This window comes from Parapedobacter composti (assembly GCF_900112315.1).
GTDB classification, from domain to species: Bacteria; Bacteroidota; Bacteroidia; order Sphingobacteriales; family Sphingobacteriaceae; genus Parapedobacter; species Parapedobacter composti.
Map to the genome: position 1 here is coordinate 178215 of NZ_FOLL01000004.1, position 23811 is coordinate 202025.

Annotated in this window: 19 protein-coding genes; 14 read left to right on the forward strand and 5 right to left on the reverse strand. The window is 51.1% G+C overall.

Annotation, left to right across the window (positions count from 1 at the left end; translation table 11 throughout):
* Window positions 1-68 precede the first annotated feature (68 nt).
* The gene (locus BM030_RS06850) at window positions 69-1379 is read left to right on the forward strand and encodes a dicarboxylate/amino acid:cation symporter (protein WP_090972557.1); all 1311 of its coding nucleotides are present in this window, start codon (window positions 69-71) and stop codon (window positions 1377-1379) included.
* On the opposite strand, the gene BM030_RS06855 is transcribed toward BM030_RS06850, so the two are convergent.
* Window positions 1376-2671, reverse strand: coding sequence for a dicarboxylate/amino acid:cation symporter (locus tag BM030_RS06855; RefSeq protein WP_090972559.1), 1296 nt, complete (start codon window positions 2669-2671; stop codon window positions 1376-1378). The two genes, BM030_RS06850 and BM030_RS06855, sit on opposite strands and share 4 nt — an antisense overlap.
* A gap of 160 nt (window positions 2672-2831) precedes the next feature.
* Between BM030_RS06855 and BM030_RS06860 the strand changes: the two genes are divergently transcribed.
* The 6 genes from BM030_RS06860 (at window position 2832) to BM030_RS06885 (ending at window position 9515) form a co-directional block, all read left to right on the forward strand.
* Complete coding sequence (locus tag BM030_RS06860) at window positions 2832-3260, forward strand: MarR family winged helix-turn-helix transcriptional regulator (protein ID WP_244518738.1); 429 nt, start codon at window positions 2832-2834, stop codon at window positions 3258-3260.
* Between the two features lie 13 nt (window positions 3261-3273).
* Window positions 3274-4305, forward strand: coding sequence for an NAD(P)/FAD-dependent oxidoreductase (locus tag BM030_RS06865; RefSeq protein ID WP_090972561.1), 1032 nt, complete (start codon window positions 3274-3276; stop codon window positions 4303-4305).
* Window positions 4306-4316: 11 nt separating this feature from the next.
* Complete coding sequence (locus BM030_RS06870) at window positions 4317-4643, forward strand: 2Fe-2S iron-sulfur cluster-binding protein (protein ID WP_090972563.1); 327 nt, start codon at window positions 4317-4319, stop codon at window positions 4641-4643.
* Between the two features lie 61 nt (window positions 4644-4704).
* Window positions 4705-6021, forward strand: a complete 1317-nt coding sequence (locus BM030_RS06875; RefSeq protein WP_090972565.1) for an NAD(P)/FAD-dependent oxidoreductase — start codon at window positions 4705-4707, stop codon at window positions 6019-6021.
* A 21-nt stretch (window positions 6022-6042) separates the two neighbouring features.
* Complete coding sequence (locus BM030_RS06880; protein WP_090972567.1) at window positions 6043-7728, forward strand: helix-hairpin-helix domain-containing protein; 1686 nt, start codon at window positions 6043-6045, stop codon at window positions 7726-7728.
* A gap of 125 nt (window positions 7729-7853) precedes the next feature.
* A complete protein-coding gene (locus BM030_RS06885) occupies window positions 7854-9515 on the forward strand; it encodes a M1 family metallopeptidase (protein ID WP_090972569.1) in 1662 nt (553 codons plus the stop codon).
* An 8-nt stretch (window positions 9516-9523) separates the two neighbouring features.
* Here BM030_RS06885 and BM030_RS06890 read toward each other — a convergent pair whose 3' ends face one another.
* Together BM030_RS06890 and BM030_RS06895 are read right to left on the reverse strand one after the other, a co-directional pair.
* Entirely contained in the window at window positions 9524-11422 is a 1899-nt protein-coding gene (locus BM030_RS06890) for a DUF3857 domain-containing protein (protein ID WP_090972571.1), read from the reverse strand.
* Entirely contained in the window at window positions 11419-13404 is a 1986-nt protein-coding gene (locus BM030_RS06895) for a DUF3857 domain-containing protein (RefSeq protein ID WP_090972573.1), read from the reverse strand. The genes BM030_RS06890 and BM030_RS06895 overlap by 4 nt, the downstream gene beginning before the upstream one ends.
* 126 nt (window positions 13405-13530) lie before the next feature.
* On the opposite strand from BM030_RS06895, the gene BM030_RS06900 reads away from it, so the two are divergent.
* The 5 genes from BM030_RS06900 to rodA all read left to right on the forward strand — a co-directional run bounded on the left by BM030_RS06900 (window position 13531) and on the right by rodA (window position 19281).
* Window positions 13531-14553: a rod shape-determining protein gene (locus tag BM030_RS06900; protein WP_090626315.1), complete on the forward strand. Its 1023-nt coding sequence runs from the start codon at window positions 13531-13533 to the stop codon at window positions 14551-14553.
* Window positions 14554-14676: 123 nt separating this feature from the next.
* Window positions 14677-15510 (forward strand): rod shape-determining protein MreC, encoded by an 834-nt coding sequence (gene mreC / locus BM030_RS06905; protein ID WP_090972575.1) that lies wholly within the window; start codon window positions 14677-14679, stop codon window positions 15508-15510.
* Entirely contained in the window at window positions 15503-16018 is a 516-nt protein-coding gene (locus BM030_RS06910; protein WP_090972715.1) for a rod shape-determining protein MreD, read from the forward strand. The genes mreC and BM030_RS06910 overlap by 8 nt, the downstream gene beginning before the upstream one ends.
* A gap of 31 nt (window positions 16019-16049) precedes the next feature.
* Entirely contained in the window at window positions 16050-18017 is a 1968-nt protein-coding gene (gene mrdA / locus BM030_RS06915; protein ID WP_090972577.1) for a penicillin-binding protein 2, read from the forward strand.
* Window positions 18010-19281, forward strand: coding sequence for a rod shape-determining protein RodA (gene rodA, locus BM030_RS06920; RefSeq protein ID WP_090972581.1), 1272 nt, complete (start codon window positions 18010-18012; stop codon window positions 19279-19281). Before mrdA ends, rodA begins: the two co-directional genes overlap by 8 nt.
* A 175-nt stretch (window positions 19282-19456) precedes the next feature.
* On the opposite strand, the gene BM030_RS06925 is transcribed toward rodA, so the two are convergent.
* Complete coding sequence (locus tag BM030_RS06925; RefSeq protein WP_090972583.1) at window positions 19457-19990, reverse strand: RsmD family RNA methyltransferase; 534 nt, start codon at window positions 19988-19990, stop codon at window positions 19457-19459.
* Window positions 19981-20784 carry a DUF3822 family protein gene (locus BM030_RS06930; protein WP_090972586.1) on the reverse strand — a complete coding sequence of 268 codons (804 nt, stop codon included), beginning with the start codon at window positions 20782-20784 and terminating at the stop codon, window positions 19981-19983. The genes BM030_RS06925 and BM030_RS06930 overlap by 10 nt, the downstream gene beginning before the upstream one ends.
* 66 nt (window positions 20785-20850) lie before the next feature.
* On the opposite strand from BM030_RS06930, the gene BM030_RS06935 reads away from it, so the two are divergent.
* Window positions 20851-22269, forward strand: coding sequence for an ATP-dependent DNA helicase (locus BM030_RS06935; RefSeq protein WP_090972717.1), 1419 nt, complete (start codon window positions 20851-20853; stop codon window positions 22267-22269).
* Between the two features lie 109 nt (window positions 22270-22378).
* Entirely contained in the window at window positions 22379-23788 is a 1410-nt protein-coding gene (locus BM030_RS06940; protein ID WP_090972588.1) for an APC family permease, read from the forward strand.
* Window positions 23789-23811 lie beyond the last annotated feature (23 nt).

Below are 23811 nucleotides of genomic sequence, written 5' to 3' on the forward strand. Positions count from 1 at the left end.
GGTCGTACCGCAATTTACTCATATATTCACAAATTATTAATGCCGCAAAGCGGCACTATCATTAATACATGAAGTTACATACGAAGATTTTCATCGGCATGGTCGTCGGTATTGTGGCCGGGTTGATTGTCAAAACGCTCGGGTTACCCCAGGAAACACTTCAGACCATCGTTAAATGGGTGGAACCCATCGGCCGGATATTCATGAACCTGATTTTCATGATGGTCATTCCCTTGATCCTGTCGGCACTTATTTTGGGCATCGCCGAAATCGGGGATGTGAAAAAGTTGGGGCGCATGGGCATCAAACTGTTGGTATATACCATTGTGGTAAGCTTCATTGCCGTCCTCATTGGTGTAACCATGGTCAATATGTTCAACCCGGGCCGTACCATTTCTGAAGATACCAGAGAATACCTGGTCAGCGAATTCGGGGCCGAAGCGGCAAAAGCAAAAGCACAGGCTCAGGCGATCGAGGCAGATGAACGTACCGTGGGCGATATATTGGCGCAGATAATCCCCAGAAATCCGTTCGACGAAATGGTCAACGCCTTTAATTCAGCACACACTGGTGGCGGACTGCTTTCGGTCATGTTTTTTGCGCTCATTTTCGGTGTAGCCATGGCTGCTGTGGGCGAAGAGAAAACCGCTACGCTGAAGAAGTTCCTTGAGGGGCTCTATGAGGTAGTGATCAAGGTGATCGGCTATGCTATGGCACTCGCCCCATATGGTGTTGCTGCGCTCTTGTTCAATATGGTCTTGAATGTCGGTGCTGACTTTCTGCTGTCGTTGCTCTGGTATGTCTTGATTGTGTTGGGTGCACTGGCCATTCACCAGTTTGTGGTTTATTCCATTATTCTGAAATACTTTGCCAAACGTAATCCCATCCAGTTCATGAAAGATATGGGAGAAGTGACCCTCACCGCATTTTCGACCAGCTCAAGCAACGCCACGTTGCCTACGGCCATACGCGTGAGTATCGAAAAGCTTAAAATACCTAAACCTATCGCACATTTTGTGCTTACCATCGGCAGTACGGGCAACCAAAATGGCACAGCGCTATTCGAAGGGATAACGGTACTGTTCCTGGCGCAGGTGTTCGGTGTGGATTTGAGCCTGGGTTCGCAGATTACCGTGGTTTTGCTATGTATCCTGGCTGGAGTCGGCACGGCCGGCGTACCGGGCGGATCGCTTCCTGTAATCGTTACGATTCTGGTATCCATCGGAGTACCGGGCGAAGCCATTGCATTGATTTATGGTGTTGATCGCATCTTGGATATGTCGCGTACTACCTTAAACGTGAACGGCGATATTACCGCTGCGGCGTATATACAGCATGTAGAAGAAAAACAGGCGGCAAAAGAAGCGGCAGCCCGTTAGGGCTGCTCGTTTACCGGCGACTGGGGAGGATGCAGCAGTCCTACGGATTTGGCCACCATGGCGGAGACTGCTGTATCGCTCGTCACATTCGTCAACGTCCTGCACATATCCAAGGGCCGGTCTACGGCAAAAATTAGCGCCAGTCCCGCTTCGGGAATTCCGGCCTGCCCCAAAACGATAACCAACATCACAATGCCGGCGCTGGGAACGGCTGCCGTACCGATAGACGCCAACACCGTTGTGAGTATAATCATCAATTGCGCTTCAAGCCCCAACGGCACCGGCAGCATCGCCTGGGAAATAAAAATAGCGGCCACTGCCTGATATAGCGCGGTGCCGTCCATATTAATGGTGGCTCCCAACGGCAAAACAAAGCTGGAAACTTCATCGTCAACGCCGAGATGATCAGTAACCCGTTCCATGGTTACCGGAAGCGTGGCCGCGCTTGAACTCGTAGAAAATGCCAATAGCTGGGCCGGCGATATCGCCCGGAAAAACTGCCCAGGTTTGATTTTGGCGAACAGATAAACAAGCGTGGGATAAAATGCGAATATCAGCAGGGCCAGCCCGATTAAAACGGTCGCGCCATAGATACCCAACGCCCCGAGCGTTGAAAAGTCTGGTATCTCCACTATCAGCGCAGCCATTAACGCAAAAACACCCACGGGAGAAAACAGCATGACGATATCAATAACCTTAAGAATGACATCGTTAAGCCCCTTGAAAAAGTCAACCACCGGCTTCGACTTGCGTTCGTCAATCATAATCAGTCCGATACCGATGAGGATGACGAAAAAAATCACCTGCAGCAAACTGCCGTTGTCTGTCATCGCCCCAAAAAAGTTATCCGGCACGATATCCACCAGGGGTTGCAAGGGCCCTTGTTCTTTAGTCGCTTCAGCTAACTTAATCTTTTCATCCGCCTCGCCGGCAAACCCTTCCAGTAAACGCTGTCTGGACGACTCGTTGATGAACCGGCCGGGTTTGATGAGATTGGCCAAAATCAATCCCAGCGAAACCGCGCAGACCGTCGTAAACAAGTAAAGGACGATAGTCCTGCCACCCAGCTTAGACAGTTTCGATATGTCTTTCAGATCGGCAAGGCCAACAATAAGCGATACGGCCACTAACGGTACCGCAATCATCTTTAGCATATTGATAAATATGGTTCCGAATGGCTTTATCCAATCAACTACGGCCTGTTGCAGACCCATTTCCTTGAATAGGAAACCGGCGAGCAAGCCTGACAACATACCAATAAGAATCTTCCAATGTAAAGCCATACGTTTCATGCAGCTATGATATAGTAAGGGTTTATGTTTAAATGATCGAGTTATGGGGCCAAAAGTAACGGTTTTGCCCGACTTTGAAAGGATTGTAAAAATGTTTTTATACGGAGAGCGAATTTCGTTGGAATTCCATATGTTTGTCAGACTAATTATTATTATGCTAATGGAGCAATACAACGCATATTCCTTTCTGTTGGATCGTACGGCGCGGAGGGTAAAGCAATACGCGCAATACCAATTCAATTGCAGGCAGTTTGGCATTACGGTTGACCAGTGGGCGGTACTCAAAAGCCTTAAGCTGCATGCCGATTTATCACAGAAGGAATTAGCCGAATATTGTGGCAAAGATCAACCCACGTTAACCCGTATCGTTGATCTGCTGGAAAATAAAAAACTGGTCGAACGGCGCCCTCACCCCGCCGATAGGCGCAGTTTTGTCGTCCACCTGACCCCTGTGGGTGAGCAGAAAGTAACAGAGTTGTCTGCCAGCGTAAATGAAATCCGTATGCAGGCTTGGAAAAACCTTGGCGAAACAGATTTCGAGCAGCTGAAGCGGATATTGAACACCATATACGATAATTTGGAGATTTGAACCCAGTAAAAACATGAATACACAACAAAATACAACCGAACCCATAATAACAGACATCTGCATCATCGGAGCAGGCCCGGTAGGACTGTTTACCGTGTTCGAGGCGGGACTGCTGAAAATGCGTTGCCACCTCATTGATGCCCTACCCCAGGTAGGCGGACAGTTGTCTGAGATTTATCCCCATAAACCGATATACGATATCCCCGGCTATCCTTCCATCAATGCCCAGGAACTGGTGGATAGGCTGATGGAGCAAATCCACCCCTTCAAACCCACATTCACCTTGGGCGAGCGCGTTGAAGCGCTGAGGAAACAAGCCGATGGTTCTTACCATGTGATTGGCAGTGAAGGCACTGTAATCCATGCCGCGGTGGTGGCCATCGCAGGGGGGCTTGGTTCATTTGAGCCCCGGAAACCTGAAATCCCCGGCCTGGCCGATTTTGAGGGCAGGGGCGTCAGCTATATGGTTAAAAACCCTGAACACTATCGTGACCGGCGGGTTATCATCGCCGGGGGCGGCGACTCCGCATTGGATTGGACGATCTTTCTGAGCGACTTGGCCAAGGAGGTAACCCTGGTGCACCGGAGCGAAAGTTTCCGCGGAGCGCCGGATTCAGCCGAAAAGGTCTTTAACCTCGCCGAGCAGGGAAAAATAAACCTATTGTTGCAAAGCAACCTCAGCAGCGTGCACGGCAACGGCACACTGAGCCACGTGGGGGTTATCGGCAAAGAAAAGCGCGAAACGTTATTGGAAGCCGATGCGTTGATACCGTTGTTCGGTTTAAGTCCCAAATTGGGTCCGATAGCCGATTGGGGGCTGGCTATTGATAAATCAGCCATCGCCGTAAACACATTCGATTACAGCACCAATGTGGAGCGCATCTATGCGGTTGGCGATATCAATACCTATCCGGGCAAACTTAAGCTAATCCTGTGCGGCTTCCACGAGGCAGCATTGATGGTTCAGAGTGCGTTTAAGTTTGTTTATCCCGCAGAGCGCCTCAGCTTCAAGTATACCACAGTAAACGGCATAAATCCCTTTTAAAGGACAACGTTATGACAGACAACATTCGCATCATCGTCGAAACCGGACAAGGAGAGACGCAGCAACTGGAAATCCCTGACGGCATCAACCTTAGTCTGATGGAAGTGCTCAAAGCCTCCGGATACGATATCATGGCTACGTGCGGGGGTATGGCACTTTGTGCCACCTGCCGCATCGATGTCATTGAAGGCCTGGAAAGCCTCGAACCGGTATCCGATGCCGAGCTCGACATGCTCGACACGCTTCCCGACGCGGGTGAAACCAGCCGGCTGGCCTGCCAAATTCGGCTGAAACCATCGTTGGATGGGCTAAAAATACGGGTGTTCGGAAACAATTGACGCCACCATCCGTTCATATTATACAGGCAATTTCCTGGAAAAACACAGATTCAAACAAGACATGCGACACATCGACAGTAAATTCCCTCGGGTAGTCATCATCGGCGGAGGCTTTGGCGGAATAGAGGTAGCTAAAGGACTCAAAAATAAAGAAGTGGACGTGCTGCTTCTGGACCGGAATAACCACCACACCTTCCAGCCACTGCTCTACCAGGTCGCCACCGGCACGCTCGACGCCCCCTCCATCGCGTTCCCGCTACGCAAGATGTTCAGAAAGCAGGAGAACTTTACGTTCCGTATTGCTGATGTACAGGCCATAGACGCCGTGAATAAGCTGCTCCAGACCGACATCGGGCCGATTACGTATGATTATCTCGTGATTGCCACAGGCGCTACCACTAACTTCTTCGGCAATAAAGACATCGAGTACTATGCCATGCCCATGAAGAATGTGAGAGAAGCGGTAAACATCCGGAGCTTTCTATTGCAGAACATTGAAGAGTCCTTGCTTAAAAGCACCTCGGCGGAACGCACTCCATACTTGAATTTTGTGGTGGTTGGCGGGGGTCCCACCGGTGTGGAGCTATCGGGCGCCATTGCCGAAATACGCAACCATATTCTCACGAAGGATTACCCAGAGCTCAAAAAGGAAGACATGAGTGTCTACCTCGTTGAAGGGCTGCCCAAAATATTGGCCAACCTCTCCCCGCAAGCATCTGAAAAAGCGGAACTATACCTACGCGAACTTGGTGTCAAAGTGTTACTGAATGTACAAGTAACGGGCTACGATGGCGATGTGATTACCTTTGCCGATGGGAAGAGCATACCCACCAAAACCGTGCTTTGGTCTGCCGGTGTCGCCGGCCAGTTTCCTGCCGGCATCAGCGACGAGATTGTGGTACGGGGCAACCGCATACGTGTCGATGAAGAGTGCCGCGTAATCGGCATGGAGGATGTTTTCGCCATCGGCGATGTCGCTGCGATGATTTCCGACGAATTACCCCGCGGGCATCCCGGGGTAGCCCCCGTTGCCCAGCAGCAAGGAAAGTTCCTGGCCAAAAACATTATCCGCCTGATTAACCGCCAGCCCACAGAGAAATTCAAGTATTTCGACAAGGGGTCCATGGCCACCGTTGGGCGCAATAAGGCAGTGGTTGATATTGGTAAGATACGGTTCCAAGGCTTTTTCGCCTGGTGGGTGTGGATGTTCGTTCACCTTATGTCGCTGGTGGGCTTCCGCAACCGTGTGGTTACCTTTATCAACTGGGCGATTAACTACATCACCTTCAACGCGGGTATCCGCTTGATTATCCACAAATACCAGCGACCACCCAAGCGTGTATCGGATTTAAAGGACACCCATCATGTAAATCAATAGGGAATCGCTAATTTTACCGCCATGGATAACAAGGCGATTGCAAAAGCCATCAGGTTTTATGCACAGTTGATGGAATTGCATGGGGACAATCCCTTCCGGACCAAGGCAATGGCGGCGGCAGCTTTTAAGCTGGACAAGCTACCGTTCATGATCACACCCGATACTGTGGGGACACTGGCCGAAGTGCCGGGGATAGGAAAAAGTACCGCCCAAAAAATCGAATCATTGCTGGCCAGTGGTACATTTCCCGAATTGGACAACCTGTTAGCAGCCACGCCGGAAGGTGTATTGGAGATGTTGCGTATCAAAGGGCTCGGGCCTAAAAAGATACAAGTGATATGGCAGACACTGGGTATCGAAAGCACGGGCGAATTATACTATGCATGCAACGAGAACCGACTGGTGGAGGCCAAGGGTTTCGGCCTCAGAACACAGGAAGAAATCAAGAAAGCCATCGAGTTTTCCATCGCCAACCATGGTTGGTTCCTTTATGCAAATGTTGAAAAACTGGCGGAAGATGTCCTGGCCATCCTCCGGGACGTGCTTCCCATAGATCGGAGGCTCTCCTATGCAGGCGAATTCCGCCGGAAATGCGAAGTGCTGCAAACCGTTGATGTAGTCATTGAGGCTTCACACGGCGAATTGGCTGACGCCGTCGCGAAAGCCGGTATGCTGGTTACCCGAATATCGGATGATCCGCATTTACTGGAGGCCACACACGAAACAGGCGTCCCGTTCCGCTTTACACCGGCAGATCCCACCTCTTTCCACAGGCAATTGCTCATTGCCACTGGATCGGACGAACACCTGCGGCAGTTGGACGATCTCCTGCAGGAGCAGCAACTGCCCGATTTTGACACTGAAGCGGCCATCTACAAATCGCTGGGGCTACAATACATTGAGCCCGAATTGCGTGAGGGCACCAATGAGCTGGCCTTGGCTAAAACAGGCCACCTGCCCACCCTCATCAACTATGCCGATATCCGGGGAGCACTGCACAACCACAGTACGTACAGCGATGGAGTAAACACGCTGGAAGAAATGGCCCTGTATTGCCGTGACGAACTGCGATTGGAATACCTGGGGATCTGCGACCATTCCCGCACGGCGGTCTATGCCAATGGACTGGGTGTCGAGCGCGTACAACAACAATGGGCAGAAATCGATGCCCTCAATGCCAGCCTGTCGCCCTTCCGGATATTCAAAGGCATTGAGTCGGATATTCTGGCCGATGGTTCATTGGATTATCCCGATGATATCCTCGCCGGATTCGACTTTGTGGTGGCATCCGTGCATAGTAACTTTAAGATGGATGCCGGAAAAGCTACGATCCGTCTGATCAATGCTATCGAAAACCCATATACTACCATCCTTGGTCATCCAACGGGGCGCCTGTTGCTCAGCCGGTCTGGTTATCCCATAGATTACCGGCGAGTTATCGATGCTTGCGCCGCCAACGGGGTGGTTATAGAAATCAATGCAAACCCACTGCGTCTCGACCTTGACTGGCGATGGCACCGTTATGCCGTGGAAAAAGGCGTGCTACTATCCATCAACCCTGATGCACACCGCAACGGAGGCTTCCGCGATATGCAGTATGGCGTCTATGCAGCCCGAAAAGGGGGACTGTCCGCCGGCAATTGCCTTAATACGTTTACAGTTGACCAGATTTCCGCCTATTTTCAACGCCGGAAAGAACGTCTGTAACCGTCGTAACGCCAGTCTATTCGAGCCATCCCATTTCATATATTACCATCATTTATTACTTTTGGTGACGTAATAAAAATCCCAGCACGCACGCCTGCCTTTTGGCAGCCATCAATAATCCGGAAATGAAACAGTTTGTCATCATCTTATTCCTTGCCGCTGTATCAGCAACGAGCCACGCACAACTGTTTGTGCCCGCCAGCAAATTGTTCAGCCGCGCGGATTCGCTGCGCGGCCAGCTGACGCCACTGCGCACTTGTTATGATATCAATTATTATCACCTTAACGTTGCCGTCGATCCGGACAAGCGCCACATCAATGGCTCCAACCTATTCCGGTTTACCGCAACAAGTGACTTTTCACGCCTGCAGTTTGATCTCTTCGATAATCTGCGGATAGACAAGGTGGTATACCACGGGCAGGAACTACCCTTTAAACGCGAGTACCATGCAGTATTTGTCGACTTTCCCCGTACCATTAAAGCGGGACAATTGGATTCGTTCACCGTGTATTATCAAGGGCATCCCGTACAAGCTAAACGGGCACCCTGGGATGGCGGCTTTGATTTTAAAAAAGACAGTAACGGCAAGCACTGGATTGCCACAGCCTGCCAGGGACTTGGCGCAAGTGTTTGGTGGCCGAATAAAGACCACCTGTCGGACGAGGTTGACAGCATGCTTATCAGCATCAGCGTCCCCACCGGGCTGACTAATGTATCAAACGGACGGTTCCGGGGCCAAACCGCTCTGGACAACGGCTATACACGGTTTGACTGGTTCGTAAGCAACCCCATCAACAACTATAATGTAGCCGTGAACATTGGTGACTACGTGCATTTTGCCGATACCTTCCACGGAGAAAACGGTGTGCTCGATCTCGACTATTGGGTGCTCCGAGAAAACGAGGCCAAAGCCAGGCCGCATTTCGATGCAAATATTAAGCCTATGCTGCGTGCCTTTGAATATTGGTTCGGCCCGTACCCGTTTTATGAAGACGGTTTCAAGCTCGTAGAGACGGCCCACCTTGGCATGGAACACCAGAGCGCCATCGCTTATGGCAACAGGTACCAGAACGGCTATCTCGGCACGGATGGCTCGGGCACCGGCTGGGGCAACAAATGGGATTTCATCATTATCCACGAGGCGGGGCACGAATGGTTCGGCAACAGCATCACCTCCAAGGACCTTGCGGATATGTGGATACATGAGAGTTTCACGAACTATTCCGAATCGTTATACATCGATTATCATTTCGGTAAACAGGCCGGACAGGAGTATATCCACGGCAACCGCCGGGGTATACAGAACCTCGCCCCCATCATCGGCAACTACCATGTCAATAACGAAGGATCCGGCGACATGTACAATAAAGGCGGCGTGTTGCATAACATGGTACGCACCATCATTGACGACGATGAAAAATGGCGGCAGATACTCCGGGGCCTCAATAAAGAGTTTTATCACCGCACGGTTGACTACGAGGACGTGGTCAACTACATCAGCAAGCATTCCGGCAAAGATCTGTCCAGTGTTTACGCACAGTACGTTCGGCATGCCAACATCCCGACCTTGGAATTTTATTTCAACGCGGACGGGAGGGCGTTTTGCAGGTGGACAGCAGATGAACCCAGGTTCGACATGCCGGTGCGTATCCGCGCGGGGGGTGGTAAATACCACGTTATCCAACCCACGCGGCGCCTGACACCCGTCGCCATACCCGGACTAACGCGTGACAATCTTGAGGTAGACACCTTTAACTTTTATATCGGCGTGCTCGTGAACGAATAATATCCCCGTTACCTTCTGGCCAATACCGATTTCTGATTATCCAGCACCGCAATACGGTTCATAAATTCGCGGAACGCCTCATACTTTTCGGAAGCAAACGTCCCCCCGTAGACCGTGAGCCTGCGGTAAACCAGCAGTTGGTTCCCTTCCTGCCGAACGGTGGTTTCGTACCGGCCGAACGGACTGTCTAACTCCATGGCCGTTGGCCCCGATATAAGCAGGTATCCTTCAGGCAGTGTATAGTTTAGCTGATCTTCATCGGTGTATCCTCGGTTGATATACAGCGGCAACGTCCGGTTTTTCACTTCTGGCACCATGCCACGGCGATTAAACACGTTGGTCACGAGAAACACCTGGCCATCGTTTTCCGGCGCATACCGATCCAGGTTTACCTCAAAGGTTTCTTCCAGTTCGGGTTGCCCGTCCAACCGTTTGTCATATGCGATATTGCTGAAGGTGATATGATCGATGTCATAAGCTTCTTTAAGCAGCTTCAGCTGCTCTTGGCCGCTGGTCCCCGCAATTTCCAAGTGATTATCATATTGTCCTGCAGAAAAAACCGTTTTCACGCTCCCTGCAACAGTGCCGTCGGCACCCAGCGTCAGTACCGCTTGGCGGACCTGGGTACTTTCTTCTGCGTTAAAGCCGGGAGTGCGTAGTACCCTCCCTCCTTCAGGGGTGCACGCCCAAACGGTTCGGTCATCTGTAAAAGTGCCCAGGTAACCAAACGGAATCCGTTGGCTGGTGCATTCCAGCCAGGTGGTATCGTTGGCAAAAGGTATGCACAAAATCACATGATTGCCCTGTTCCATGCCCGCGAAGTCGGCCTGGATATCGCGTTTCGCGTTACCAGCCTGCACAACGCAATAATAAGAGGGAATGTCTACGACATCCAATAACGCCTGCATGTAATTAACCAGCGCTTTGCAATCGCCATATCCCAGTCTATCCACTTCGCTGGCCGGCATCGGCTTGAACCCGCCGATACCAATCTGCACGCTGACGTAACGTGTCTTACGTTGCAGGTAATCATAAAGAATGCGTGCTTTTTCCTTGTCTGACGCTGCTTCGGCCACCAGAGACCGCACCTCCTGCACCGTAGGCGCAGGCAGTGTACGGCCGTCGGAAAGCAATGCGCCATACATCCAATGCCCCAATTCATTCCAGTCGGTATAACGTCCTTTGTGTTTATAATAAGAAAACTCCACCGGCGCTATCCGCACCGTAGTAACGTAGGTTTCCGGATCGGGGCCATAAGGCTCTTGGCGGCGGGCGGGCATATTGTTAACCCGCCATGAAAGCACTTTCCGCCCGTCCACCATACCGGATTCAGGTGCCCCTTCATAGTTGGCCGTCCGGATACGCACCTGTTCGGCCGGATCATAAACAAAGGTGTATTCGCTGTGTTCTACGGCAACATCGGAATGGGCGTTTGGCCGCCATGCGGGGATAATCAGGTTTTGTTTAAGCTCCACTTCAAAGTCATATTCCACCGTAAACGGATAACTCGTCACCGACGGCAGGAAATGTTTCCTGCGGCTGTCTTCATATAAGGAGACGCTGCTTACCGCGCTTTCGTCACGAAAATCACGTTGGGAAAATTTTCCCGTTTGGAATCCGTTGGCGTCGAACACCCGGCCGGCGATGCGCTTAATAGCTGTGCTTTTGTCGTAATGAAGCACCAGCCGGGCCTTCGCTTCGCCCGCCCGGTTGAATACCGTTATCGCTCGCTTCACCGCATACCGCACGCGGGTCGGCGATTGCATGTCTACGTTAATCGTTTCATGGCGCACCACCGCATCGGCCCGGTTTTTCAGCACATCTGTAAGATGGCCAACGGCATAATCGGACTGTCCCCGGGCTTGGCTTACCAAAAGCAGCGCAAGCAGGCAAATCATGTTTCTCATCGTGCCTCCACCTTACGTAACACAACATCCACTTTTTCGTGCTGGATAATCCTGCCAAAAAACTCTTTTAACGAAAAATAATGCTCCGGCGTATACATCGGCCGGTTCAGCGACAACAGCTGCTGGAAGCTAAGCATATTGCCATCACGCCTGATCTGACCGATGTACCTCCCTCCATTATCCTCCAGAGCCATATTGCGGTCGTCTGGCATAGACACTACTTCATAGTTGTCAGGCAATCTGATGTTCATGACTACCCGGTCTTCGCGTGCGGCCCCCATGTCAACGGGGTATGTCCGTTCGTCCAGGTTAAACGGATTTTTACCGACCCGGTTCAGAAAAAAGGGGTTAAAAAAAAGCGTCGGTTGCCCTGTTTCGTCGTATAACTTCATTTCGATATCATAAATTTCGGTCAGCAACTGGTCCAAGCTGTCAACGCCACGGATATCACCATGGGTAATACTGATGTTCGGCCACCGTTCGTCAACCATTTCAATATACTCATCCACCGTATTGTAATGAGCCAGCTCGCGGCGCTTATGGAGCGCGGCGTATCCGGATGCCGAGGCAGTCAAATTCCCTTTCAGCACCCCGTCGGGCTGCAGTTCAGCCGAAAGCGTATACTGTGTCCGCGATGGCTGGGCGGCAACCAGATCTATCCAATAGGAAGGCCTTTTGAGCGGTACCGCCCGCCCCTGTCCATTGATGCAATGCAAGGGAAGCAGTCCGAACGGCAGCAGGGGATCCGAAGCATCCAGCAGGTAATATGCGTTACCGATGTTCACTTTAGCCACCACATAGTTGAAATCACTCAATACCGGGTGCAGGCTATTTACCAGCCCGTTGTCGCGGGTAGACAGCATCACCGCTTCCGCTTCCAGTCCGGCGGCCGTGAGACCGGTCACCAACGCCAGATTGATGTCGCCGATATTCCCTGAACGGCGCTCCAGGGCGTTCTTTATCCCATTTTCGCTATACTTCCCGAGGTAACGGTTCCACCTGATATGCTGTTGAATGTACCGGTATACCGCTTTGGCCCTGTCCAACTCGTTGGCAGTTCCGGCCAAGACAGCCGGCAGCACATCCTTAAACACTTGCTCCCGTTTAAGCTGGCCACCAAAGTCCGTATTGGTTGTCAGTTCCCGGTCTACATCCTTCCAGTCTTTAGTTATTTTTATATTGGAACCATTGAGGCGGTATATATCAGACAACTCAAAATAAATAGCTGATTTGAAATTGCTTGCCGCCGTCATATAATCTTCCGCTACAAAAGCGGGGATGTGCTGCATCCCCCAGGTCATTTGCGAGCAATCGATGTCCTTTCCAGCTATCCGGAATCCTCCCCGATTAACCTTGGCGTTATTGGTCGTAAGCGGATACGGTCCGCGCAGAATCACATTGTAATTATACATGCTTGGGATAACGGCCACATAGGTACTGTTCACCTTGGGGATATCCTCCTGCAGCTGCCATGTTCTGAAATTGAAGATATGGGGTGATAGCAAGCGGTAAGAATACTCCACGATACTTCCCTCCTGCAAGTCGGGAAACGTGAATTTAACGTCTGTCCGGTATTTGCTCACATTTTCTTTAAACACCTGGTTTTTGTCCAACGGCACAGATACGATACGGCCATCCACCACATTGAGGGTCACCGCCTGCAAATCCGAGATGGTTTCCACGTGTTCTCCGGTTTCATTTTTATAAATGGGTATTACCACCTCGGCATGCTTATAGCCGTCGCGGTTAAACAACTTGATGCGCACGTGGTGTTCAAACATAATTTCCGTCATTCCCTTGGTGTCATTATACACCATAAACGCCCGGCCATATTCGTTCAAGACGGCCGCGTTGGAAAAACTGTCGAGGTCATACTTGGCCAGCTTGATATCTTCCGGCATCAGGGAGCCGAATTTGAAGTCCTGGGCAAGCAAACTAAATGGGAATAAAGCCCAAAAAGCAATGGTTAAGCAGGTTTTCATTGTTGGTTAGGTAAATAAACCGGTGTTTCAATATAAAACAGAATAAATCAATTAATGCTGGCTAAAGTTATCGGTTTTTTTGGTAGGTTTGCACATTAATTGAAAAACATCATATTGAGTTAGCACATGGGGTTGTTTAACTGGTTTACACAGGAAGTTGCTATTGATTTAGGTACGGCCAATACATTGATCATCCATAACGATAAGGTGGTGGTAGACGAGCCTTCTATCGTCGCGTTCGATCGCACCACGAACAAAGTAATAGCCATCGGCCGGCAGGCCATGCAAATGGAGGGCAAAACACACGATAATATCCGTACGGTGAGGCCATTAAAAGACGGGGTTATCGCGGATTTCAATGCAGCCGAACACATGATACGGGGTATGATTAAGATGGTCAACAACGGCAAGGGATGGTTTTTTCCCTCTTTGCGTATGGTCATCTGCATCCCATCGGGGATAACCGAAGTCGAAAAGCGCGCCGTGCGCGACTCTGCCGAAATAGCGGGTGCCAAAGAAGTGTACCTGGTGCATGAGCCCATGGCCGCCGCGGTGGGCATTGGCATTGATGTGGAGGAACCCATGGGCAACATGGTCATCGATATCGGCGGAGGTACAACCGAAATTGCTGTGATTGCCCTATCCGGCATTGTGTGCGACCAGTCTATCCGTGTAGCCGGCGACAACTTCGATTCTGACATCGTGCAGTATATCCGGAGGCAGCATAATATTATGATAGGCGATCGGACAGCCGAAAAGATCAAGATTGAAGTTGGTTCTGCCTTGCCCGAACTGCAGGACCCTCCGGCGGACTTCGCCGTGCAGGGGCGCGACCTGATGACGGGTGTGCCAAAACAGATTACGGTGTCTTATACCGAGATTGCCCATTGCCTCGACAAATCCATTTCCAAAATCGAAGAAGCTATTTTAAAAGCACTGGAAATCACGCCACCTGAACTTTCAGCCGATATTTACCAGACCGGCATTTACCTCACCGGAGGCGGGGCTTTACTGCGCGGGCTGGATAAGCGTATCCAGGCAAAAACCAAGTTGCCCGTCCATGTTGCGGAAGATCCCCTACGCGCCGTGGTCAGAGGCACCGGCATTGCACTGAAAAACATCGGCACGTTTAAATTTTTGATGCAGTAGGGGCGATATAACAACAGGCTGCAAGCAATAGGCTGCAGACCTACGACATAACGCGCGTACCGCATAAAACGCATAACGTAGCAGGCAGCTTTAGCGCATAAGCACCAAGCAAAAGACCCGGGTATGAAGAACCTTTGGCTAATTCTCCATAAGTACAATGCATTTTTCCTTTTCATCGTATTTTTCGGGGTGGCCTTCTACCTGGTGGTACAGAACAACACCTTTCAGCGTGCCTCAGCAATCAATTCATCCAACCAGCTAATCGGTGGCGCGTATGCAGAAATCAATGGGTGGAGAAGTTACCTTCACCTGGCTGAAGAAAACGCCCTGCTGGCCAAAGAAAATGCAGCGCTGCGCAAAAAATTGCAGTATTATATCACACCCGATAGCGTGGAGCGCGGGATGACCAGCGATACATTGCGCGATGTGCAATACCATTATATCGTCGCCAAGGTAACTAACAACAGCATTCATCAGAAGAACAACTATATTACGCTAGACAAAGGAACAAGGCATGGCGTAAAAAAAGGCATGGGCGTCATATCGGCCAATGGAATAGTCGGCATTGTGCTCAATGTATCGCCGCACTTTTCAACCGTGCAGTCGCTTTTGCACAGCGAAACCCGCATTAGCGCTTCCCTGGAAGACAGCCAGACGTTCGGTTCGTTGGTGTGGGGCGACAACTACGATGCGCGCAAGGCCATGCTCAAAGACATCCCCAACCATGTGAAAGTACGAAAGGGCGAACGCGTATATACCTCCGGATACTCCCTATTTCCTCCCGGCATCCTGATAGGCCGGGTCATTGAAACCGGAATCTCAGGAGGAGACAGCTTTCTTGACATTAAAATCGAATTGAGCACCCCATTCCATAACCTGCAGCACGTTTATGTCGTGGAAGATTATTTTGCTGACGAAAAAACGGAGCTGGAATCCCTGAATGACGATAATGGCTAGGCTTTTGGTATTCAATATCGCCCGTTTCATTGTGCTGCTGATGCTGCAGGTTTTCCTGTTCAAAAACATCGGATATTACAACCTGGCTACCCCTTTTCCCTATATCCTGTTCATCCTCCTTCTTCCCGTCGGCATGTCCAATTTCATGCTGTATTGCCTGGCCTTTGTCATGGGCATCTCGGTAGATGCGTTTTACGACACCCTGGGGGTCAATGCAGCGGCGTCCGCAGCACTTGCCTGGGCGCGCATCGCCTTCATCCGTATCACCCTGCAAACGGACCACTATGAAAACTACATGACACCGCTTTGGGGCAATGTACCGTTCAGGTGGTTTTTCCTTTATACCGTATTACTCACCCTAATCCATCATTCCGTGTTGTTCATGGTGGAAGCCTTCTCTTTCCATCAATTCCATTACACATTAATCCGTATTTTATTAAGTTGTATATTTACAGTCGTTATCATCATGTTGTTCAGCTTGCTGTTTTACCGGAGAAAACAGCGTTGAAAGCAGGGTCACCGAAACATCTTCCGCGTAAATGAACGGTCTTTTCGAACGGAAATATATTATTCAGGGCATCTTCATTGCCGTAGCGGTCATCATAACGGCACGGCTGTTTTATCTGCAGGTCGTAGATGATTCATACCTGCTATCCGCCAACAATAATGTGTTGCGTAAGATGATTATTTATCCGGCCCGGGGAGTAATTCTGGATCGAAACGGCGAGGTGCTGGTGCAGAATGAACCGGTTTACGACCTGCTGGTAACGCCCAGGGAGGTTAAGAATATCGATACGGCACTGCTTTGCGAGCTGGTGGGAATAGACATGGAGGGGTTCAAACGCCGCATGGAAAAGGCAAGGAGTTATTCGCCGTACAAAGCATCACAGTTTGAAAAGCAGATTCCCGCAACAGCCTACGCCAAACTTCAGGAGCATTTATACAAGTTCCGGGGCTTCTACGTGCAGAACCGGACGGTACGGAGTTACCCGGACAGTATCGCCGCCCAATTTTTAGGGTACATCCAGGAAGTGAATGATCGCGACATCGAGCGTTCGAATGGGTTTTACCGCCCCGGGGATTACATCGGCGCCAGTGGTGTCGAGAGCGCTTATGAAGAGTTGCTGCGGGGACAGCGGGGCGTGAAGAATGTGATGGTCGACGTGTTTAACCGGCCCCAGGGCGTATTTGCCGACGGCAAATACGACACACTGGCCGTGGCGGGCGAAGGATTGGTATCATCGCTGGACAGGGACTTGCAACTGCTGGCCGAAAAACTGATGCACAATAAAATCGGCAGTGTGGTAGCCATAGAGCCTTCCACCGGCGAGATCCTGACGTTTGTCAGCAGCCCAAGCTATGATCCCAACATGATGGTGGGGCGCGAGCGGGGCAACAACTACATGAAGTTGTTGCATGACCCCTATAAACCCATGTTTATCCGGCCAATACAGGCACAATACCCCCCGGGTTCGGTATTTAAGGTTGTTGCTGCGCTTATCGCCCAGCAAGCGGGCGTTATCAACGCAAACACGGTATTCCACTGTCCGGGAGGATACCGATATGGCGGCGGACGGGCGTTTATGCGTTGTACCCATGTGGACGGCTCCATCCCGCTTGTGCCGGCCATCCAGCGTTCCTGTAACACCTATTTCGGCTACACCTATGCCCGGATGATTGATCACCGCGGCATGCCATCGGCCAAGGCGTATGAACACTGGCGGGAAGCCGTGATGAAATTCGGTATCGGGCACCCACTGGGTATAGACCTGCCTGGCGAAAAAAGCGGCCTCCTGCCTTCAGCAGATTATTACACGAAACGATACGGAAATACCAAGTGGGGCTCGAGCTTCAACATCTCCTTATCTATCGGCCAGGGAGAAATGGGTATAACCCCGCTTCAGATGGCCAATATCATGGCCATTGTAGCCAACCGGGGCTTTTACTACCGCCCCCATCTTATCAAAGCCATCGGGGAGAAAAAAATCATCAAACCCGAGTTTACCGAACGGATATCGGCCGGTGTGGATCCCGCCTATTACGAACCCGTTATTGAAGGGCTGAGCCGTGCGGTGAATATGCCCGGAGGAACGGCATATTCCGTCCGGATTGCCGATATCGAGATGTGTGGAAAAACCGGCACCGCCCAGAACCCTCACGGTGAGAACCATGCGGTATTCTTTGCGTTCGCCCCGCGCGAAAACCCCAAGATTGCTATCGCCGTGTTCGTGGAAAACGCCGGTTACGGAGGCACATGGGCCGGCCCCATTGCCAGTATGCTTGTGGAAAAGTACCTGAAAGACACCATCACCCTGCCGAAATATATACAAGACCGGATATATAACGCTAACTTGCTGCCCAAACTGAAAACAACGGAAAAGAAAGCCCCTGATACGGCCGGGTCAACGCAGAAACAGGCAAGCGTCAACCGGGCGGAAAGCAATAAAGAAGAAAATGTCGCGTTTGTTCACCACAGTGCTGTCGTAAATAGGTTTAGGCATGAGTAACCCGAATCGGAATAGGCTATTTGGCGGGCACGTTGATTGGTTTACCGTGCTATTATGGCTACTGCTATGCATTATTGGCTGGTTTAATATCCATGCGGCCGTTTTTGATCCGGAGTACCCGGGCCTGTTCAGCATGAACACCAACTATGGCAAGCAATCAATTTACATTTTCTCGGCCATGATTATTGCTTTGGCCATACTTATCGTAGACGCCAAGTTTTACAGTTCCGCCGCACCCCTCCTATACGCCCTTACCATTGTGCTGCTGGTCGTTGTGCTGGCCGTGGGACGTAATGTAGGCGGCAATCAATCATGGATTCCCATGGGCAACTTCCGCTTGCAGCCTTCCGAATTTGCCAAACTGGCCACCTGTCTTTTGCTGGCAAGGTACCTCAGTACGCAAAGCAATAAAACGCCGACGTTCAGAAACCTCCTTGTTGGGGCGTCCATTGCTTTGCTGCCGGTTGTATTGGTATTGCTTCAACGCGATACGGGCTCGGCACTGGTATTTTTCTCTCTTGTGTTTGTATTCTACCGGGAGGGCTATATCTCCGGCCAATGGATGCTTATAGGCGGTCTGTCCATCCTGTTGTTTGTGCTCACATTGGCCTTCAATCAATGGCCCATTATCATTGCCCTCGCCATTGTAACGGGTTTCGGGATTTACATTTTCCGGAAAAGACGAAAAGTAATCGCTTCGCTTGCGGTGCTGTTCGTTATTGCCGCAACCTATGTGTTTTGTGTTGAGTTTGTCTATCAAAATGTACTCCAGCCGCATCAACGTACACGTATAGACGTTGTATTGGGAAAAATTGACGACCCGCGTGGCGAAGGCTACAACCTTAACCAGTCCATTATAGCTATTGGGTCGGGGCAATTCTGGGGCAAAGGCTATCTACAGGGAACGCAGACCAAATTCAATTTCGTGCCCGAGCAGAGTACCGATTTTATCTTTTGCACCATCGGCGAAGAATGGGGTTTTGTAGGCTGTATGGTCATCATCGGCATCTACCTCACCCTGCTCCTGCGCATCGTCAATATTGCGGAACGCCAACGGACGGCCTTTGCGCGCATCTATGCCTACGGCGTTGCGTGCATCCTCTTTTTCCACTTCGCCATCAATATCGGGATGACCATCGGCATCGTACCCATTATTGGCATTCCACTGCCCTTTTTAAGCTATGGTGGCTCCTCTCTTTGGAGCTTTACTATCCTGCTATTCATTATGTTGAAATTCGATTCGAACCGGAAAGGAATTGTCTGAGGTGGTAGAAGTACCAAATGCGTGGCCCTGCAAGGGGTGCAGGGCACTACGCAAATGGCTGCACACATGAATGACGACAAAATTAATAGATTTTTAATAAAAATCTAAAAAAATTAAAATTATTTTATTGCTTTCTCCAAACCCTTGAAAAGTCGCCAAAAAAGGCGCTTATCGCTTACGCCTGATAAAAGGAGAATGACGAGTAACCGTATTTGCGGGTCTCTACCCAGTTGGGATGGGCTGCTATTTTCCGGGTAGACGCATGTTCGAGCACCAGCAGTGCACCGGCTTTCAGTAACCCATAATGGAAAATCAGTTGGGGAAGCTGCGGAAGCTGGGCCAGGTCATAGGGCGGATCCGCAAAAATAAAATCAAAGGTTTCCCTGCATGAGGTAATAAATTTCAATACGTCGGCCTTAACCGCTTTAACGGCATCCATGGTCAGTTTTCCCGCGGTTGAGTTAATATACTGCACACATTTGAAATGCGCGTCTACCGCAAGCACATGCGCTGCGCCCCGGGAAGCCAGTTCAAAAGAAATGTTACCGGTGCCCGCAAACAGATCCAGCGCATGTATCTCCGTCAGATCCATGCGGTTTTGCAAGGTGTTAAACAATGCTTCCTTGGCCATATCGGTCGTCGGCCGCACAGGAAGATTTGCCGGTGGATGCAGCCGCAGACCTGCGTGGTGCCCCCCGATTATCCGCATAAATACAACCCAAAAAGCGTTAAAAAACGATGCCGGGAAGCAACGCTTCCTGCCGCTGCGGTAATCCCCGCAGCGTCCAAGGGGTCGGCAAACTCAACCCGGTTGCTATATTTCAATAAGCGCTGGTGGTAATCGTCGCCCTCTTCAACCTGGCCTGACAGGTAATACGCTGGCTGCCGGTCTACTGCAAAACGTTGTAGCAACAGGAGCAAGTAATAATTCAAGTCATCTGCATGATGTATCTCAAAATCATTACCGTAAATAAAATCACCAGAATCAAAAATGCAAATGCTGGTCGACTCGGACTGTTTATCGACCGCAATGGTCAAGCCCTCCGTTTTCCGGCCATAATCAAGAAGTACGCCCAACAATACTTCCACGGCAGGGTATACACGCGCTTGGGAAAAACGCGCTTGCCAGGCCTCCAAGCCAATGTGTGCGGTTTGGTGCACAAGCTTAATGGCCAGCTCCGGAACATCCGCAACAACAGATTCCGTCAGGTCATCAGACGGGAGATAATATTGATAGGCATTCAAACGGCTGCTATCATACACTTCGGCCGGCACAAACGCATAGCGCCCATTAGGAACCGCTATTTTCACCTCCCTGAAATCCAACCGCATAATGTCTGCCACTTTCTGCGGAACGGCGGTGGTACTGTATTCCATAAGGAATTGCAGCCGCTTTTCGCTGTCAATGATGGCTACGGCGCTGCCATGGTCGCCCGCGCGGACCAATAACGTGCTGTCCGCCGATTGGTTCCTGTCAAAATCTGCCGAAGTATACGTCATCATTGTCCTTTCGTTGGGCAAACATACTCAGATAAATCATTTTGACCAAACTTTTGGGTACCTTTGGCTGTGCGTATCGCAGAATTGATCTCCAGCCGTTTCCCCATACAGCCCACGGAACAGCAACAGCAAGCGTTCCATCAGCTGGCTGATTTCCTGACGTGTACAGACACCGGAAGCTGTTTTGTACTACGCGGTTACGCGGGCACCGGCAAAACCACCATCATCAGCACGCTGGTGAACGTGCTTCCATCCCTGCACATGCGTGCGGTCTTGCTGGCTCCCACCGGCCGGGCGGCAAAAGTAATGAGCAGCTATGCCGGCAGGAAGGCATCAACCATCCATAAGAAAATATACCGGAAAAAAGTGGCGTTGTCGCCCGATATGGCGTTCGGCCTTGCAGACAACCCACATACCGACACGCTTTTCATCGTAGACGAGGCCTCTATGATTTCCAATGAGCGGTTTGCATTCAACGGAAAGAGCCTGCTTGAAGATCTGGTTGAATATGTCAACAATGGCGAAAACTGCCGGTTGCTGTTCGTGGGCGACACCGCACAGCTTCCGCCGGTAGGCTTGCAACAGAGTCCGGCCCTGGATGCGCGCTGGCTTGCCGGTGCCTTCGGGATGCAGGTATTCACGCACGAACTCACCGACGTTGTCCGCCAGGAAAAGGATTCGGGCATCCTCTTCAACGCCACGGCCATACGGCAGCAGATACAGCATGCGAAACGCGATGCCGTATCTCCCGCATTCCCGCATTTCAAGGTAGCAGGTTATCCCGATATCTACCGCATGACCGGTGAACGGCTCATAGAAGGCCTGCATTATGCCTACGAAAAATACGGCATTGAAAACACCATCGTTATTTGCCGGTCAAACAAAAACGCAAACCTGTATAATCAGCATATCCGCAACCGCATCCTGTTCAGGGAAGAAGAACTGACCGGGGGCGACCGCATCATGGTGGTACGCAACAATTACTACTGGCTTACCGCCGATTCAGACCGGAGCGGCTTCATTGCCAACGGTGATATGGCTCAGGTGCGCCGCGTACGCAACGTCCATGAGCAGCACGGATTCCGCTTTGCCGATGTAAGCCTGGAATTTATGGATTCAGATGAAATAGAGCCCGTTGACTGCCGGGTTATGCTCGATACGCTGTATGCCGATTCCGCTAACCTTGCCCATGCCGACCAGCAGCGGCTGTTTGAAGCGGTAATGGCGGATTACGCCGACATCCCCGATAAGAAAGAACGTATGGCAGTCATGAAAACCGACCCCTATTACAACGCGCTGCAAATCAAGTTTGCCATGGCCATCACCTGCCACAAAGCCCAGGGCGGACAATGGCAGGCCGTTTTTGTTGACCAAGGGTACCTCACGGAAGAGCTCCTTGACCTGGAGTTTCTCCGTTGGCTTTACACCGCATGTACCCGGGCCACCAAAGAACTGTTCCTGGTTAACTTTCACGAGCGCTTCTTTTGACCAACCTCGAATCACCAACCACCAACCACCACAAAAATATTACACGTCCCCAAAAAACAAAGGGCCACTTCACTTGTATCTTACGTACACCAATCGTAGTAAAGCGCTTATGAAAGAAAGCACGCCTGTCCGTCCCTTCCCCCCTGTCTCCGCGAATGGCAACGCAACAACTCCAGCACAACATCATGCAGCACACACTGGTGGCGAACCCAGGCCGCTCATCCGGGTTATTGATGCCGTGGCGCTCATTGTCGGCATTGTTGTGGGTGCTGGTATTTTCCGCACACCGTCACTGGTAGCGGCCAATACGGGTAGTCCCGAACTATTCTTCTCCGCTTGGCTGCTGGGCGGCGCCGTCTCCCTTGTAGGGGCGTTATGCTACGCGGAGCTGAGCACCACATTTCCGCATACGGGGGGTGATTATCATTTCCTCATGCGTTCATTTGGCAAACGGATGGCCTTTCTGTTTGCTTGGGCCCGGATGAGTATTATACAAACCGGCTCCATTGCATTACTTGCTTATATTGTTGGCGACTACCTCTCGCAGATTTACGCGATAGGCCCCTACTCATCGGCGGTGTTCGCTGCGCTGGTTGTAGCCTCGCTCACGGCAGTTAACATCCTCGGTGTTCATTTCGGAACAGGAACACAGAACATACTTTTTGCTATTGAACTCATCGGCATCTTATGTGTGGTCGTTGTTGGCCTGTCTATATCGCCCTCCCCCGCAGCATTGGAAGCGCTCCCCGCTGCAGCATCAGGCAATACCGGTGCGATGGGATTGGCCATGGTGTTCGTGCTGCTCACCTTCGGTGGTTGGAACGAAGCCGGCTACATCTCCGCCGAACTGCGGTCGGGAAGCCGTAAGATGGTCCATGTGCTGGTCTTCAGCATCATCATTATTACGACGCTGTATCTGCTGGTCAATTGGGCGTTCCTGAAAACACTGAGCATCGAACGCATGGCCGCTTCAGAGGCGGTGGGCATAGACCTCATGCGGGTAACCTGGGGCGAAACCGGCGTATTGTTCATCGGCCTGCTTGTGGTGATGGCAGCACTTACCTCCGTTAATGCGACCATTTTTACCGGAGCGCGCACCAATTATGCCCTTGGGCGGGACTTCACGGTCTTCGCATGGCTGGGCCGATGGAACAAAAAAACATCTGCCCCGGTCAACGCGTTGCTGACGCAGGGGATTATCGCCATGGCATTAATTGGGCTCGGGGCCATCACACGGAACGGATTCCAATCGATTGTAGACTTCACGGCCCCTGTTTTCTGGTTCTTTTTTCTGGCCACGGGCCTGGCGCTGTTTGTACTCCGCGTAAAAGAACCCAACATCCGCCGACCCTTTAGGGTTCCGTGGTATCCCGTTACCCCCATCATATTCTGCGGTTCCTGTGCATACCTATTGTATTCCAGTCTGGCCTATACCGGTGTCGGCGCGCTGGTGGGGGTAGGTGTACTGTTGTCGGGCATGCTATTTTTACTGATAGCCAAGCCCAAGCAGAAACAATAGATACACTTGACTGTTTAAGCTAT